Origin of the sequence: Enterobacter cloacae complex sp. IR5422, from assembly GCF_049238165.1 — a bacterium.
GTDB classification, from domain to species: domain Bacteria; phylum Pseudomonadota; class Gammaproteobacteria; order Enterobacterales; family Enterobacteriaceae; genus Enterobacter; species Enterobacter roggenkampii.
Genome location: NZ_JBMKHT010000012.1, coordinates 73578 through 90532 on the forward strand (window position 1 = coordinate 73578; position 16955 = coordinate 90532).

Genomic DNA, 16955 nt, shown 5'->3' on the forward strand with positions numbered 1-16955 from the left:
TTTACTTTAAGTCAATGCCTGGGTCGTGCCGCGGACGATCAGTTCGCAGTCCAGCAACCGTGAGCCGCTGCTAACTGTTTGACCGTGAAGCTGATCCAGCAGAAGCAGCATCGCTTCGCGGCCGATTTGGTAGCGCGGCTGAGCGACCGTTGAGAGCGGCGGATCGCAAAATTCCGAAAGCGAAATATTATCGAATCCGATGATGGATAAATCTATCGGTATGCGAAGGCCGCGGCGTTTGGCATACGATAATGCACCCAGCGCCATCACGTCGCTGTGACAAAATACGGCGGTTGGCGGTTCAGGCAGGTCCAGAAGCTTTTCCAGCGCCTGTCCACCGGCTGCGAAGGTAAAGTCTCCGCGCGCAATGTAATGCGGATCGACCGTAGCGCCGGTACGGCGCAGCGCCTGAACGTATCCCTGCAGGCGGTAGTGACACAGCGGCATCTCTTCCGGCCCGGCAATGCAGCCTATACGCTTGTGCCCCAGCTCCTGGAGATAGTTTACGGCGTTGAACGCGGCGGTAAGGTTATCGATATGGACCGTCGGCAGCTCCAGCTCTGGCGCAAACTCGTTGGCCATCACCATCGGCGGTAAATTACGCTGCTCTTCGATGCTGGCATCAAACGGCAGGCGAGAGCCAAGCAGCAGCATGCCGTCGATCTGCTTGGTGATGATGAGGTCGATGAAGGTTTTTTCCTGTTGGTTCTGATGGGCGCAGTCGCCAATCAGGACCAGGTACCCCTGCTCCGCCGCCGTGACTTCAATACCGCGGATAATCTCGCTGAAGAACGGATCGCAGATGTCCGGCACAATCACCAGGATAGTGCGCGATTCATTGCGCTTCACGTTACGTCCCATCGCCTGTGGGAAGTAACCCACTTCCAGCGCTGCCTGCTCAACCTTGTTACGGGTCGCCTGGGAGACTTTGTCCGGGTTCATTAATGCGCGGGACACGGTTGCCGTTGAGACTTGTGCTTTCTCGGCAACGTCTTTCATGGTCGCTGTGGCAACCTCTTTCCTGGACTTCAACGTCTTCTCCTCGCCTGAACACCGAACTTCTGACATCACCATTTTTACAGATAGTTAATGGAATCGGTTACAGAATTTTCATAAAAAGTGTGAGGAGCGTTAAATTTTTCGATCCAGCTTCAGCCTTCGATAGGGTCGACGTCCAGGACCCACTTCACTTTTCGCGCTTCGGGCAGGGTGTTAATCAGCACCAGCGCGCCGCTAACAATATGCTGAAGACGAATACGCGAGGGGTGCTGGAGCAAGATCTGCCAGCGGAAACGGCCGCCGCGTTTTGGCGCGAGGGCAGGCACCGGGCCCAAAATCCACAGCTGACTATCCACCAGCGGGCTGGCCTGCAGGAGGTTTCTCAGCTGCTGCAGGAAAAGTGGCGCCTGCTGATTGTTATGATCTTCCGCGCGGATGATGACGTGGCTGGTCCACGGCGGTAGCTGCATGGTCTGGCGTTCGGCCAGCGCCTGCTCGGCAAAGGCGTCATAGCCTTTGTGCAGCAGGGTTTGCAGCAGCGGGTGCTCCGGGTGGTGCGTTTGCAGCACCACTTCGCCCTGTTTACCGGCGCGTCCTGCACGTCCGGCAACCTGGGTGTAAAGCTGGGCGAAGCGCTCGGCGGAGCGGAAATCTGCCGAGAACAGCGCGCCGTCCACGTCCAGCAGGGCGACCAGCGTCACGTCCGGGAAGTGGTGGCCTTTGGCCAGCATCTGGGTGCCAATCAGGATGCGCGCGCCACCGCGATGCACTTCCGCCAGCTGCTGTTCGAGTGCGCCTTTGCGGCTGGTGGTGTCCCGGTCGATACGCGAAATCGGCACGTCCGGGAAAAAGGGCCCAAGCGCCTGCTCCAGCTGTTCCGTCCCCAGACCGACCGGCACAATATGCGTTGAGCCACACGACGGGCACTGGCGCGGCACCGGACGCTGGCTGTCGCAGTGGTGGCAGCGCAGATGACGCTGGGCCTGATGGAAGGTGTAGTAGTGATCGCAGCGCGGGCATTCGGCAATCCAGCCGCAGTCGTGGCACAGCAGGGCAGGTGCAAATCCGCGACGGTTGAGGAACAGAATGACCTGATTCCCCGCCTGCAAATGCTGGCGCATGCGGGTAATAAGCGCGGGCGCTAGCCCCGCCTGGACCTGCTGACCTTTCAAATCCAGCACGTGCTGAATGGCCGGACGGGCATTCCCCGCGCGACGCGTCAGGCGCAGCATGTGGTATTTACGCTGGCGCACGTTGTGCAGCGTTTCGAGCGCAGGCGTGGCGGATCCCAGAACAATGGGAATTTGCTCGCTGTGCGCGCGGTAGACGGCCAGATCGCGGGCGTGATAGCGCCAGCCTTCCTGCTGTTTATAGGAGCTGTCGTGCTCTTCGTCGATCACGATTACGCCAAGATTTTTAAACGGCGTGAACAGCGACGAGCGGGTGCCAATTACAATCGCCGCTTCGCCGTTTTTCGCTTTCAACCAGGCACTGAGGCGCTCGCTGTCGTTCAGGCCGGAGTGCAGAACCTCAACCGGCGCGTTAAAGCGTTCGCGGAATCGGGCGATGGTTTGCGGCGTCAGGCCAATTTCCGGCACCATCACCAGCGCCTGTTTCCCCTGCGCGAGCACGTTTTCCAGCACGCTCAGGTAAACTTCGGTCTTGCCGGAACCGGTGACCCCAGCCAGCAGCCAGGCAGAGAAACGATCGGAGGCGCTATGAATTGCGCCTACCGCGGTGGCCTGCTCGGTATTCAGACGCAGGCGATCCCCTGAAACGGAGAAACTCTCCCGCCAGTCGTTAAGGGCAGGCGCCTCGCTTGCCAGGTCGCTCAGCCCTTTCTTTCTTAATGCCTGTAGCGCCGTTTCGCTGACCTCAAGCTCGTCGACCTGATGCCGCCAGATTTTCCCCTGACGCAGCGCCGCCAGCGCCTGCTGCTGTTTCTGCGAGCGCTTCAGGCTGTTGATGTCGACGGCCTGGCCTTCCTCCGTGGCAAACCAGTACCACATTGGCGCATGGCTGGCGCTCTTGCCCTGACGCAGCATAATTGGCAGGGCGTGGAACAGGACGTCGCCGATGGGGTGATGATAATAATCCGCCGCCCACAGCAGCAGTCGCCAGGTGCTGGTGGAGTAGACGGGCTCGCTGTCCAGCACCTCAACGACCGATTTCAGTTCGTTAAGCGGCAGTTCGCTCTTATCGCTGACGGAGACGACGATCCCCACGCGCTGCTGTTTGCCAAACGGCACGGTCACGCGACAGCCCGCTTTGGCGCTCATGCTGTCGGGCAGCAGATAGTCAAAGGTGCGGGGAAGCGGAACGGGCAGGGCAACGTGAGCGACGGGCATCGAATCTTCCTGACTTGAAAAGTGGCGCGTTAGTATACACATTAGTAAAAGCGGCGTGCGGATCAGTTTGCATACGTTGGTCAAATTCTGTATGATTCGCCGCCTTTGGTGTACTTTACGCCAAAGAACTTACAATCAACATCGCGTGGTGTCTGGCGTTAGGGCTGGAAAAGCGACGCGGCCTTAACTGAGGTTCTCCCATGAAAAAAGATATTCACCCGAAATACGAAATGATTACTGCAAACTGTTCTTGCGGTAACTCTATCCAGATCCGCTCTACCGTGGGTCACGATCTGAACCTGGACGTGTGCGGCAAATGCCACCCGTTCTACACTGGTAAGCAGCGTGATGTTGCAACCGGTGGCCGTGTTGACCGCTTCAACAAGCGTTTCAGCATCCCGGGCGCTAAATAAGTTTCCCGAAAAAAAGGCACCGCAAGGTGCCTTTTTTGTATCCGCTTCTCAGTATTCCCACGTCTCCGGGTCAATACCCAGTTCACGCATGATCACCTTCGCCTCTTCCGGGATTTCATCACTACGCTCTTTGCGCAGATCGTCATCGTTCGGCAACGGTTGACCGGTAAACGCATGCAGAAACGCTTCGCACAGCAGTTCGCTGTTGGTTGCGTGGCGCAGGTTGTTCACCTGACGACGCGTACGTTCATCGGTGAGGATCTTCAACACCTTCAGAGGAATGGAAACCGTAATTTTCTTTACTTGCTCACTCTTCTTACCGTGCTCAGCGTATGGGCTGATATATTCGCCGCTCCATTCAGCCATGAGATACCTTTAATCCTCTCAGTCATTTATCTAAAGGTGCAAAACCAGTAACCACCCGTTTTGAACCGCAATCTTGCCTAGTTTACCGTAGAGACGATACCGTGGCACGGATATTGCCGCTGCAGCGTGCACTAAAGCATATAATTTTAACGGCTATTTGCGCATTGCTCAATCTATACGCAAAGAAGTTTAGATGTCCAGATGTATTGACGTCCATACTTTCAATGTTTACTCTGGTGCCTGACTTTTCACCTCATTCGCCAGGAAGCCCTCACCATGACGCGTAAACAGGCCACTATCGCAGTGCGTAGCGGATTAAATGATGACGAGCAGTACGGCTGCGTTGTCCCGCCCATTCATCTTTCCAGTACCTACAATTTCACCGGATTTAATGAACCCCGCGCGCATGACTACTCGCGTCGTGGCAACCCTACGCGTGATGTAACCCAGCGCGCGCTGGCCGAGCTGGAAGGGGGCGCAGGCGCCGTATTAACCAACACGGGGATGTCCGCCATTCACCTGGTGACCACGGTGTTCCTTAAACCCGGCGACCTGCTGGTTGCGCCGCACGATTGCTACGGCGGCAGCTATCGCCTGTTTGATAGCCTGGCAAAACGCGGCTGCTATCGCGTGCTGTTTGTCGATCAAAACGATGAACAGGCGCTGAAACAGGCGCTGGCAGAGAAACCGAAGCTGGTTCTGGTAGAAAGTCCAAGCAATCCATTGTTGCGCGTTGTCGATATTGCGAAAATTTGTCAGCTCGCAAGGGATGCGGGAGCGATAAGTGTAGTGGATAATACGTTCCTCAGTCCGGCCCTTCAGAACCCACTCGCACTGGGTGCCGATCTGGTGTTGCATTCATGCACTAAATATCTGAACGGCCATTCTGACGTGGTGGCAGGTGTGGTGATTGCCAAAGATCCTGACGTTGTCACCGAACTGGCATGGTGGGCCAATAATATTGGCGTCACCGCAGGCGCCTTCGACAGCTACCTGCTGTTGCGCGGCATCCGTACGCTGTCGCCGCGCATGGACGTGGCGCAGCGTAATGCTCAGGCGATTGTCGACTTCCTGAAAACCCAGCCGCTGGTGAAGAAGCTGTATCACCCGTCGCTGCCGGAAAACCAGGGGCACGAGATTGCCGCGCGCCAGCAGAAAGGGTTTGGCGCGATGTTAAGTTTTGAACTGGACGGTGACGAGCAAACGCTGCGTCGCTTCCTGAGCGGGCTGTCATTGTTTACGCTGGCGGAATCCTTAGGTGGGGTTGAAAGCTTGATCTCCCACGCCGCGACCATGACGCACGCAGGTATGGCACCCGAAGCACGTGCCGCCGCCGGGATTTCTGAGACGCTGCTGCGGATCTCAACCGGTATCGAAGATTCTGAAGATTTAATTGCCGATCTGGAAAATGGCTTCCGGGTCGCAGCCAAGGGGTAATCATGAGTGTGATAGCGCAGGCAGGGGCGAAGGGTCGTCAGCTGCACAAGTTTGGTGGTAGTAGTCTTGCTGATGTGAAATGTTACCTGCGTGTCGCAGGGATCATGACGGAATATTCACAGCCGGGTGACATGATGGTTGTCTCGGCGGCGGGCAGCACCACCAACCAGTTGATTAGCTGGCTGAAACTGAGCCAGACCGATCGCCTTTCTGCGCATCAGGTGCAACAGTCATTACGTCGCTATCAGAGCGAATTGATTGCCGGCCTGCTGCCTGCGGACGTGGCGGACGGGCTGATCAGCGCCTTTACGCACGATCTTGAGCGTCTGGCTGCCCTGCTGGACAGCGGCATTACCGATGCGGTGTATGCCGAAGTGGTGGGCCACGGTGAAGTATGGTCCGCGCGCCTGATGGCTGCGGTTCTGCAACACCTGGGCGTGGACGCCGCCTGGCTCGACGCGCGTGATTTCCTGCGTGCCGAACGCGCCGCGCAGCCGCAGGTGGATGAAGGGTTATCCTACCCGCTGCTGCAACAGCTGCTGGTGCAGCATCCGGGCAAACGCATTGTGGTCACCGGCTTTATCAGCCGCAGCAACGCGGGTGAAACCGTGCTGCTGGGCCGTAACGGCTCCGACTACTCGGCGACGCAAATCGGTGCTTTGGCGGGCGTGTCCCGCGTCACCATCTGGAGCGACGTGGCCGGTGTTTATAGCGCGGACCCGCGCAAAGTAAAAGATGCCTGCCTGCTGCCGCTGCTGCGCCTGGATGAAGCCAGCGAGCTGGCGCGTCTGGCGGCACCGGTGCTGCACGCCCGTACGCTGCAGCCGGTTTCCGGTAGCGATATTGACCTGCAGCTGCGCTGCAGCTACACCCCGGATCAAGGCTCCACGCGCATTGAGCGCGTGCTGGCCTCCGGAACCGGGGCGCGTATTGTTACCAGCCACGACGACATCTGCCTGATTGAGTTCCAGGTTCCTGCGGGCCAGGACTTCAGGCTGGCACATAAAGAGATCGACACGATCCTGAAACGCGCCCAGGTGCGTCCGCTGGCCGTGGGTGTTCATAATGACCGCCAGCTGCTGCAGTTCTGCTATACCGCAGAAGTGGCGGACAGCGCGCTGAAAATTCTGGATGAAGCGGGCCTGCCGGGCGAACTTCGCCTGCGTCAGGGGCTGGCGCTGGTGGCGATGGTGGGCGCGGGCGTCACCCGTAACCCGCTGCACTGCCACCGCTTCTGGCAGCAGCTGAAAGGCCAGCCGGTAGAGTTCACCTGGCAGTCGGAAGAGGGCATCAGCCTGGTTGCCGTTCTGCGCAAAGGGCCAACCGAAAGCCTGATTCAGGGTCTGCATACCTCTCTGTTCCGCGCGGAAAAACGCATCGGCCTGGTGCTGTTTGGTAAAGGCAACATCGGTTCCCGCTGGCTGGAGCTGTTCGCCCGCGAACAGGTCACGCTCTCGGCGCGTACCGGGTTTGAATTTATTCTCGCAGGCGTGGTGGACAGTCGCCGCAGCCTGCTGAACTACGAAGGGCTGGATGCCAGCCGCGCGCTTGCCTTCTTTAATGATGAAGCCGTTGAGCAGGATGAAGAGTCGCTGTTCCTGTGGATGCGCGCGCACCCGTATGACGATCTGGTGGTGCTGGACGTTACCGCCAGCGAACAGCTTGCCGATCAGTATCTTGATTTCGCCAGCCACGGTTTCCACGTCATCAGCGCCAACAAGCTGGCGGGGGCAAGCAGCACCGATAAATACCGCCAGATCCACGACGCGTTTGAAAAAACAGGACGCCACTGGCTCTACAACGCCACGGTTGGGGCTGGCCTGCCGGTTAACCACACGGTACGTGACCTGATTGAAAGCGGTGACAGCATTCTGGCGCTGAGCGGTATCTTCTCGGGCACGCTCTCCTGGCTGTTCCTGCAGTTTGACGGCACCGTGCCGTTCACTGACCTGGTGGATCAGGCGTGGCAGCAGGGCTTAACGGAACCCGATCCGCGCGTTGACCTCTCCGGTAAAGACGTGATGCGTAAGCTGGTGATCCTGGCGCGCGAAGCCGGTTATGACATCGAGCCGGATTCCGTCCGCGTCGAGTCGCTGGTGCCTGCCGGTTGTGAAGAGGGTTCTGTGGATCATTTCTTTGAAAATGGTGAAGAGCTTAACGAGCAGATGGTGCAGCGTCTGGAAGCGGCGAACGAGATGGGGCTGGTGCTGCGCTACGTGGCACGTTTTGAGGCCAACGGAAAAGCGCGCGTCGGTGTCGAGGCGGTGCGTCCTGAACATCCGCTGGCGGCGCTGTTGCCGTGCGATAACGTCTTCGCCATCGAAAGCCGCTGGTACCGCGATAACCCGCTGGTGATCCGCGGCCCGGGCGCCGGGCGCGACGTCACCGCAGGGGCGATCCAGTCCGACATCAACCGTCTGGCTAAGCTGCTGTAAAAACTCAATTTCCCTCTCCCTGTGGGAGAGGGTTAGGGTGAGTGCAGTCTGATGCACTCACCCCCATCATGAATTTCCCTCATCTTCCCTGAGCAAACCTCACCGTTATTGTTGATTATTTCTATTGACGTCCCTCCGCTTTTCCGTCATTTTTACATCTGGACGTCTAAACGTATAGAAGTTCACAAAACAACAGACAATGACACGCGATTGATAGGGGTAGGGTATGAGCTTTTTTCACGCCAACCAGCGGGAAGCACTGAACCAGAGCCTGGCCGAAGTAAACGGTCAGATTAACGTCTCTTTTGAATTTTTCCCGCCGCGCACCAGTGAAATGGAGCAAACCCTGTGGAGCTCTATCGATCGTCTCAGCAGCCTGAAACCAAAGTTTGTCTCCGTGACCTACGGTGCGAACTCTGGCGAGCGTGACCGTACGCACAGCATCATTAAAGGCATCAAAGATCGTACCGGTCTGGAAGCGGCGCCGCACCTCACCTGTATCGACGCTACCCGCGACGAGCTGCGTGCCATCGCCCAGGACTACTGGAATAACGGCATCCGTCATATTGTCGCACTGCGCGGCGACCTCCCGCCCGGCAGCGGCAAGCCAGAGATGTATGCGGCCGACCTGGTCGGGCTGCTGAAAGAGGTGGCAGATTTCGATATCTCCGTGGCTGCTTACCCTGAGGTTCACCCGGAAGCGAAAAGCGCCCAGGCGGATCTGCTTAACCTCAAGCGTAAAGTGGAGGCTGGTGCCAACCGCGCTATAACCCAGTTCTTCTTTGATGTCGAAAGCTACCTGCGCTTCCGTGACCGCTGCGTCTCCGCGGGCATCGACGTTGAAATTATCCCGGGCATTCTGCCGGTCTCTAACTTCAAACAGGCGAAGAAATTCGCCGATATGACCAACGTGCGCATTCCGCTGTGGATGTCCAAAATGTACGAAGGTCTGGACGATGACCCGGAAACCCGCAAGCTGGTGGGGGCCAATATCGCCATGGACATGGTGAAAATCTTAAGCCGTGAAGGGGTGAAAGACTTCCACTTCTACACGCTAAACCGCGCGGAGATGAGCTATGCCATCTGCCATACTTTGGGCGTTCGCCCCGCGTAAAACACCGAAAGCCCTCTTAAATAGAGGGCTTTTTAACAGGGTAAAAAGTTAAAAGGTATCAGCTATCGAATCTGTGGATTAATTCAACTATAACTTATTGCTAGTGGTGTATATCGTAACGGTAACACTGTAAAAGGGAGCATAGCGATGAGCACGTCAGACGAGACCAATAAAGCGGCATCAGTCGGCAAATGCCCGTTCCATCAGGGCGGCGTCGATCACAGCGCGGGCGCAGGTACAGGCAGCCGCGACTGGTGGCCAAAACAACTCCGCATCGATCTTCTTAACCAACATTCCAATCGTTCGAACCCGCTGGGTGAAGACTTCGACTACCGCAAAGAATTCAGCAAGCTTGATTACTCTGCCCTTAAAGGCGACCTCAAAGCACTTTTAACCGACTCTCAACCGTGGTGGCCTGCCGACTGGGGCAGCTATGCGGGCCTGTTTATCCGTATGGCGTGGCACGGTGCGGGTACCTATCGCTCCGTGGACGGGCGCGGTGGGGCAGGACGCGGTCAACAGCGCTTTGCGCCACTGAACTCCTGGCCGGATAACGTAAGCCTCGATAAAGCGCGCCGTCTGCTGTGGCCTATCAAGAAAAAATACGGACAAAAAATCTCCTGGGCCGACCTGTTTATCCTCGCGGGTAACGTGGCGCTGGAGAACTCCGGCTTCCGTACCTTTGGTTTTGGTGCCGGGCGTGAAGACGTCTGGGAACCGGATCTGGACGTGAACTGGGGTGATGAAAAAGCCTGGCTGACCCACCGTGACCCGGAAGCGCTGGCTAAGCGTCCTCTGGCAGCCACCGAAATGGGCCTGATCTACGTGAACCCGGAAGGGCCGAACGCCAGCGGTGAACCGCTGTCAGCGGCGGCAGCGATTCGCGCAACCTTCGGCAACATGGGCATGAACGACGAAGAGACCGTCGCGCTGATTGCAGGCGGCCACACCCTCGGGAAGACTCACGGCGCGGGTGAAGCCACCCACGTGGGTACCGACCCCGAAGCCTCACCGATTGAAGCACAGGGCCTGGGCTGGGCCAGCACGCACGGCACGGGGGTTGGCGCTGATGCCATTACCTCCGGTCTGGAAGTCATCTGGTCACAAACCCCGACCCAGTGGAGCAACTACTTCTTCGAGAACCTGTTCAAATACGAATGGGTACAGACCCGCAGTCCGGCAGGGGCGATTCAGTTTGAAGCCGTGGATGCGCCGGAAATCATGCCCGATCCGTTCGACCCGTCGAAAAAACGCAAGCCTACCATGCTGGTCACCGACCTGACGCTGCGCTTCGACCCGGAATTCGAAAAGATTTCCCGCCGCTTCCTGAACGATCCGCAGGCCTTCAACGAAGCCTTCGCGCGTGCCTGGTTCAAGCTGACCCACCGTGATATGGGGCCAAAATCGCGTTACCTTGGCCCGGAAGTGCCGAAAGAAGATCTGATTTGGCAGGACCCGCTGCCGCAGGCGGTGTTCAATCCGACGAAAGAAGACATTGAAAGCCTGAAGGCGGAAATTGCTGCCTCTGGTCTCTCCGTGAGCGAACTGGTTTCCGTTGCCTGGGCGTCAGCCTCGACCTTCCGCGGTGGCGATAAGCGTGGCGGTGCCAACGGCGCGCGTCTGGCGCTGGCGCCTCAGCGTGACTGGGACGTGAACGCTGCGGCGGTTCGCGCGCTGCCAGCCCTGGAAGCTATCCAGCGCACCACCAACAAAGCCTCCCTGGCCGATATCATCGTGCTGGCGGGCGTGGTAGGCGTTGAGCAGGCCGCAAAAGCGGCAGGTGTGTATGTCACCGTACCGTTCACGCCGGGCCGCGTTGATGCGCGTCAGGATCAGACGGATATCGAGATGTTTAACCTGCTCGAACCGATTGCCGATGGTTTCCGCAACTACCGTGCGCAGGTGGATGTGTCCACCACGGAGTCTCTGCTGATTGATAAAGCCCAACAGCTGACGCTGACTGCGCCAGAACTGACGGTGCTGATCGGCGGCCTGCGCGTACTGGGTGCCAACTTTGATGGCAGCAAGAACGGCGTGTTCACCAACCGTGAGGGCGTGCTGAGCACTGATTTCTTCGTGAACCTGCTGGATATGAACACGCAGTGGAAGGCGACCGATGAGTCCAATGAGCTGTTTGCCGGAAGCGATCGCACCAGCGGTGAAGTGAAATATACCGCCACCCGCGCCGATCTGGTCTTCGGCTCTAACGCCGTCCTGCGCGCGCTGGCCGAGGTTTACGCCAGCGATGATGCGCATGAGAAGTTTGTCCGCGACTTCGTTGCCGCCTGGGCGAAGGTCATGGATCTGGATCGGTTTGACGTGAAGTAGCCAGTGTGCCGGGTGGCGGCTACGCCTTACCCGGCCTACAAATTAAAGTGCCATGTATGCCGGGTAAGCGCAGCGCCACCCGGCTTTTTTATTACTCCCACTCCTGCAGGAATCGCTGTCCATACTGGTCTGCCACCAGCAGCGCCGCATACACCTGATCCGGCGTGATGCCCCCCGGCATGTTGTGGATCGTTTCTCCTTCCGCGCAAGAGGCTTCGGCGATCAGACGCATTTTGGCCGGAATATCCTCTTTGATGTTCAGCTGTGCCAGGGTGATCGGCAGCCCTACGCTGTGGCAAAGCGCCGCGACGGTCTCAATTTCTTCTACCGGCGCGTTTTCCAGCACCAGCTGCGTCAGCGTACCAAACGCCACTTTCTCCCCATGATAGAAGTGATGCGCGTCCGGCACCGCCGTCATGCCGTTATGAATAGCGTGTGCCGCCGCCAGCCCGCCACTTTCAAAGCCGACGCCGCTGAGATAGGTGTTGGCTTCGATAATGCGTTCCAGCGCAGGCGTCACCACATGCTGTTCCGCCGCCAGCATCGCTTTTTCACCCTCTTCAACCAGCGTGTTGTAGCACAGCTCGGCGAGCGCTAATGCCGCCTGTGTGCATTTACCCCCGGCCATAGTGGTCGCGCCGCTGCGCGAGCAGGCGCGTGCTTCAAACCAGGTCGCCAGCGCGTCGCCAATCCCGGCGGCCAGCAGACGTGCAGGCGCACCTGCAACCACTTTCGTATCCACAATGACCATGTTCGGGTTGTGCGGCAGCATCAGGTAGCGATCGAACTCGCCGCTGTCGGTGTAAATAACGGAAAGGGCGCTGCACGGCGCGTCGGTGGACGCGATAGTCGGCGCAATGGCGACCGGCACGTCCATAAAGTGAGCCAGCGCTTTCGCGGTATCCAGCGTTTTACCGCCACCAATACCCAGCACCGCCAGGCAGTCGGCGCTGTCGGCCAGCTTTTTCAGGCGATCGATTTCATTTTGCGAACATTCGCCGCCAAACGGCGCGATTTCGGCATGCAGTTCGGCTTTTTTAAAACTCTGGCGCAGGGTCTCTTCGGCAAAACCCAGCACAAACTTATCGCCGACGACCAGCCAGCGGTTTGCCAGGGGTTTCAGATATTCGCCGAGACGGGTCAGCACATCCGCGCCCTGGATATATTTCCCCGGCGATTGAATGATACGGTCCATAACAGTTCTCCCTTAGAGGTTGAGGTTACCAAACGCGTTTTTCCAGTCCTGCTCGAACTTCTCTATGGCTGACTCTACCGCCGGCGTACCGAGCATGTGTTGCGCTACGTCTAAGGGAAGCGTGATTGCTTCACATCCTGCCAACAGGCAGTCGAGCGCCTGACGCGGCGTTTTGAAGCTGGCGGCCAGCACTTTACTGTCCGGCGCGTGCAGCTCCAGCAGGGACTGCAGTTCCTGAACCATGCGAATGCCGTCACCGCCCTGCGCGTCGACGCGGTTGACGTACGGCGCGACATATTTCGCCCCTGCGAGTGCGGCGAGCAAGCCCTGCGCCGCGCTGTAAACGGCGGTGCCCAGCGTGGTTATCCCCTCTTTTTTCAAGGCCTTAATTGCGATAAGTCCCTGAGCCGTCACCGGGATTTTCACCACAATGCCCGGAATGGCGTTACTCAGACGTTTGGCTTCTGCCACCATGCCTTCGGCATCGCGGCTCATGGTTTGAGCAAACAGCGTGCCTTCCGGCCCGATGGCTTGTTGCAGGCGCGGCAGCACGTCCCAGATGGATTCACGGCTGGCGGCAATGATGCTCGGGTTGGTGGTGACGCCCGCAATGGGAAAAATGCGCGCCAGGCGTTCAACTTCCGCCACGTTGGCGGTATCCAGGTACAGTTCCATTATTTTTCCTTAAGTCAGAAAGGTTGAATAAAGGATACGGCGCACCCAGGCGCGGCGAATACAGGTCAATTTTGCCAAATACTGGACAAATGTAATGTCCTTGGCGAAGTGAGAGAGCGATCACAATGCTACTTTTTGGCGATCAGCTGGCTGTGGTACTGGCGTCGATAGTCGGAAGGGGAACGTTCGGTGTGCTTGCGAAAGAGACGGCAAAAGTAGTTGCTGTCCGTAAATCCACAGCGTGTGGCGATATCTTTAATTTTGAGATCGTAGCCTTTCAGCAGCTGACGCGCATGTTCCAGGCGCGTTTTTGTTAAATATTCATTGAATCCGACGCTGCCGACTTTCTGGAATAGATGGGAAAGGTAGTTTGGTGAGATGTAGAACGCCTGTGCCACGGATTCGCGAGTTAACAAAGAGGCATAATTTTCTTCGATATAGCTCCGAACGGCTTCGAACAGTGCCCGGCTGCGGCTGTCGGTGTGAATTTCGCTTCCAAGCAGATCCCGGCAGTGGCTGAGCAGGCTTAAAACCACCAGCCTTGCTGTGTCCTGCTCTTCTGGCTGCATCTGTAATTCGGTGAGCGTTTGCAGAAGAAAAGCCCCCGTTCGCGGACCACGTCGGGCAACCTGGAGTTGTTGTAAGAGCACATTGTCATGCTGTAACTCGATTGTAAGCTGCTGCTTACCGAAATGTATGCTCAGGACGTGAGGCGCAGGATGCGTAATTTGTCCAAAAAAAGAAAAAATCGCCTCGCAGGGTGTGTCAAGGGTAATGCCGAGGCAGGGAGAGGTTCGGGGATGCTGTTCAGCCAGCGCTGAGAAATGAATCTGACCCAGCGGTAACGTGCGGTTCACCAGGTCTGTCAAAATCTGGGTGATATCGGAATGCATAAGGAGACTACCGAAATTTGCCGGGTGGCGCTAACGCTTACCCGGCCTACTTATCGTAGGCCCGTGCAAGCGCAGCGCCGCCGGGCGTAAAGCATTAGCCGGTGTTACGCATACCCGCCGCAACGCCCGCAATCGTCACCATCAGCGCCTGTTCAACGCGTGGATCCGGCTCTTTCCCTTCTTCTTCCGCCAGACGCGAACGGTGCAGCAGCTCTGCCTGCAGGACGTTCAGCGGGTCGGTGTAGATGTTACGCAGCTGGATAGACTCGGCAATCCACGGCAGGTCCGCCATCAGGTGTGAGTCGTTAGCGATGTCCAGCACCACTTTGATGTCGCCTTCCAGCAGTTCGCGCAGCTCTTTGCCCAGCGCCCACAGCTCGGGCTTCACCAGGCGCTGATCGTAGTATTCCGCCAGCCACAGGTCGGCTTTCGAGAAGACCATCTCCAGCATTCCCAGACGGGTAGAGAAGAACGGCCAGTCGCGGCACATGGTTTCCAGTTCGCTCTGTTTACCGTCTTCCACCACTTTTTGCAGCGCGGCACCGGCACCCAGCCAGGCGGGCAGCATTAAGCGGTTCTGCGTCCAGGCGAAGATCCACGGAATGGCGCGCAGAGATTCTACGCCACCGGTCGGACGACGCTTGGCAGGACGCGAGCCCAGCGGCAGTTTACCCAGCTCCTGCTCAGGCGTGGCTGAACGGAAGTAAGGGACGAAATCTTTGTTTTCACGCACATAGCCGCGGTACAGATCGCAGGAGATGCCTGACAGCTCGTCCATGATGCGGCACCAGGATTCTTTTGGCTCCGGCGGTGGCAGCAGGTTGGCTTCGAGGATCGCGCTGGTATAAAGCGACAGGCTGCTGATGGTCACTTCCGGCAGGCCGTACTTGAAGCGGATCATCTCGCCCTGCTCGGTCACGCGCAGGCCGCCTTTCAGGCTTCCCGGCGGCTGTGACAGCAGCGCCGCGTGAGCAGGCGCGCCGCCACGGCCAATTGAGCCACCGCGTCCGTGGAACAGCGTCAGCTCGATACCGGCTTTCTCGCAGGTTTTGATCAGTGCGTCCTGCGCCTGATACTGCGCCCAGGATGCCGCCATTACGCCCGCATCTTTTGCGGAGTCGGAATAGCCGATCATCACCATCTGTTTGCCCTGAATAAAGCCGCGATACCAGTCGATGTTCAGTAGCTGGCTCATCACGTCGTTGGCGTTGTTCAGGTCATCGAGGGTCTCAAACAGCGGGGCGACAGGCAGGGCGTAGTCGATGCCCGCTTCTTTCAGCAGGAGGTGAACGCCCAGCACGTCGGACGGGGTTTTCGCCATGGAGATCACATAGGCGGCGACCGATCCTTTCGGTGCGTCCACGATCGCTTTACAGGTGTTGAGCACTTCGCGGGTATCGTTGCTTGGCTCCCAGTTGCGCGGCAGCAGAGGGCGCTTGGAGTTCAGCTCGCGGATCAGGAACGCCTGCTTGTCGGCTTCGGACCAGCTTTCATAGTCGCCGATGCCGAGGTAGCGGGTCAGCTCGCCCAGCGCTTCGGTATGACGGGTACTTTCCTGACGAACATCGATACGTACCAGCGGCACGCCGAAACACTTCACGCGACGCAGGGTGTCGAGCAGTTCGCCGTTGGCAATGATGCCCATCCCGCAGGCCTGCAGCGATTTATAACAGGCGTACAGCGGCTCCCAGAGCTGTTCGTTCTGGCTCAGTAGCCCTTCTGGTTTTGGCAGACGCTGGCCTTTCAGGCGCGCTTCCAGCCAGGCCTGAGTGGCCATCAGCTGACCACGCAGTTTTTTCATCAGGAAACGGTACGGCTCGCTGGCACCTTCTTCACCGGCCAGCGCGCGCAGTTCCGGCGTCGCTTCTACCATCGACAGCTCGGAGATCAGTACCTGAATGTCTTTCAGGAACAGATCGGTCGCTTTCCAGCGGCTCAGCAGCAGGACGTGACGGGTGATTTCTGCGGTGACGTTCGGGTTGCCGTCGCGGTCGCCGCCCATCCAGGAGGTAAAGCGGACCGGCACAAAGTCGACCGGCAGACGGTAGCCCAGGTTCGCTTCCAGCTGTTCGTTCAGCTCGCGCAGGTAGTTCGGTACCCCTTCCCACAGGCTGTTTTCCACCACCGCAAAGCCCCATTTAGCTTCGTCGACCGGGCTTGGGCGATGCTTACGAATTTCATCGGTGTGCCAGGACTGAGCAATCAGCTGGCGCAGGCGGCGCATCAGCTGGTTGCGTTCATAGTCGGCAATGTCTTTGTTATCCAGCTGCTTCAGGCAGTTGTTCACTTCCACCATTTTGTGGATCAGGGTGCGACGGGTGATCTCGGTTGGGTGAGCGGTCAGTACCAGCTCCAGCGAAAGTGACTCCACTGCTTTTTTGATGGTGGCTTCGTTGAGGTCTGGCTGGTCTTTCAGTTTACGAAGGGTGCGGGCAATGACTTCCGGGTTGCTGGCCGCTTCGCCGTTTGGCGAAATGCTGTGGTATTGCTCAGCGGTGTTGGCCAGGTTCAGGAACTGGCTGAATGCGCGTGCAACGGGCAGCAGCTCGTCGTTCGAGAGGTTCTGCAAGGTGGTGAGCAGCTCCTGACGACTGGCCTCGTTACCGGCACGGGAAGATTTAGACAGCTTGCGGATGGTTTCAACGCGGTCGAGGATGTTCTCCCCCAACGCATCTTTGATGGTATCTCCAAGCACTTTGCCGAGCATACTGACATTACTACGCAACGCGGAATATTGTTCGTTCATAAAAAC

12 protein-coding genes are annotated in these 16955 nt (G+C 58.0%); 5 read left to right on the forward strand and 7 right to left on the reverse strand.

Annotated elements, in window-relative coordinates:
- Positions 1–6: 6 nt before the first annotated feature.
- Positions 7–1032: a DNA-binding transcriptional regulator CytR gene (gene cytR, locus ACOTXT_RS08475; RefSeq protein ID WP_333164981.1), complete on the reverse strand. Its 1026-nt coding sequence runs from the start codon at positions 1030–1032 to the stop codon at positions 7–9.
- Between the two features lie 119 nt (positions 1033–1151).
- Complete coding sequence (gene priA, locus ACOTXT_RS08480; protein WP_025912299.1) at positions 1152–3347, reverse strand: primosomal protein N'; 2196 nt, start codon at positions 3345–3347, stop codon at positions 1152–1154.
- Between the two features lie 200 nt (positions 3348–3547).
- On the opposite strand from priA, the gene rpmE reads away from it, so the two are divergent.
- The gene (gene rpmE / locus ACOTXT_RS08485; protein WP_003862040.1) at positions 3548–3760 is read left to right on the forward strand and encodes a 50S ribosomal protein L31; all 213 of its coding nucleotides are present in this window, start codon (positions 3548–3550) and stop codon (positions 3758–3760) included.
- A gap of 48 nt (positions 3761–3808) precedes the next feature.
- On the opposite strand, the gene metJ is transcribed toward rpmE, so the two are convergent.
- Positions 3809–4126: a met regulon transcriptional regulator MetJ gene (gene metJ / locus ACOTXT_RS08490; protein WP_003862042.1), complete on the reverse strand. Its 318-nt coding sequence runs from the start codon at positions 4124–4126 to the stop codon at positions 3809–3811.
- Between the two features lie 276 nt (positions 4127–4402).
- On the opposite strand from metJ, the gene metB reads away from it, so the two are divergent.
- From metB to katG, 4 genes are all read left to right on the forward strand, one after another.
- Positions 4403–5563, forward strand: a complete 1161-nt coding sequence (gene metB / locus ACOTXT_RS08495; RefSeq protein WP_021242813.1) for a cystathionine gamma-synthase — start codon at positions 4403–4405, stop codon at positions 5561–5563.
- Positions 5564–5565: 2 nt separating this feature from the next.
- Positions 5566–7998 carry a bifunctional aspartate kinase/homoserine dehydrogenase II gene (locus ACOTXT_RS08500; RefSeq protein WP_008501797.1) on the forward strand — a complete coding sequence of 811 codons (2433 nt, stop codon included), beginning with the start codon at positions 5566–5568 and terminating at the stop codon, positions 7996–7998.
- 226 nt (positions 7999–8224) lie between these two features.
- A complete protein-coding gene (metF, locus tag ACOTXT_RS08505) occupies positions 8225–9112 on the forward strand; it encodes a methylenetetrahydrofolate reductase (protein ID WP_008501796.1) in 888 nt (295 codons plus the stop codon).
- Between the two features lie 147 nt (positions 9113–9259).
- Positions 9260–11440 (forward strand): catalase/peroxidase HPI, encoded by a 2181-nt coding sequence (gene katG, locus ACOTXT_RS08510; RefSeq protein WP_023293593.1) that lies wholly within the window; start codon positions 9260–9262, stop codon positions 11438–11440.
- A 91-nt stretch (positions 11441–11531) separates the two neighbouring features.
- On the opposite strand, the gene gldA is transcribed toward katG, so the two are convergent.
- The 4 genes from gldA to ppc form a co-directional block, all read right to left on the reverse strand.
- Positions 11532–12635 (reverse strand): bifunctional L-1,2-propanediol dehydrogenase/glycerol dehydrogenase, encoded by a 1104-nt coding sequence (gene gldA / locus ACOTXT_RS08515; protein ID WP_333164987.1) that lies wholly within the window; start codon positions 12633–12635, stop codon positions 11532–11534.
- Between the two features lie 12 nt (positions 12636–12647).
- On the reverse strand, positions 12648–13310 hold the full coding sequence (fsa, locus tag ACOTXT_RS08520; protein ID WP_021242818.1) for a fructose-6-phosphate aldolase: 663 nt from the start codon (positions 13308–13310) through the stop codon (positions 12648–12650).
- 128 nt (positions 13311–13438) lie between these two features.
- Entirely contained in the window at positions 13439–14203 is a 765-nt protein-coding gene (locus tag ACOTXT_RS08525) for an AraC family transcriptional regulator (protein WP_333164990.1), read from the reverse strand.
- Positions 14204–14297: 94 nt separating this feature from the next.
- Positions 14298–16949, reverse strand: coding sequence for a phosphoenolpyruvate carboxylase (gene ppc / locus ACOTXT_RS08530; protein WP_023326306.1), 2652 nt, complete (start codon positions 16947–16949; stop codon positions 14298–14300).
- Between the last annotated feature and the right edge of the window lie 6 nt (positions 16950–16955).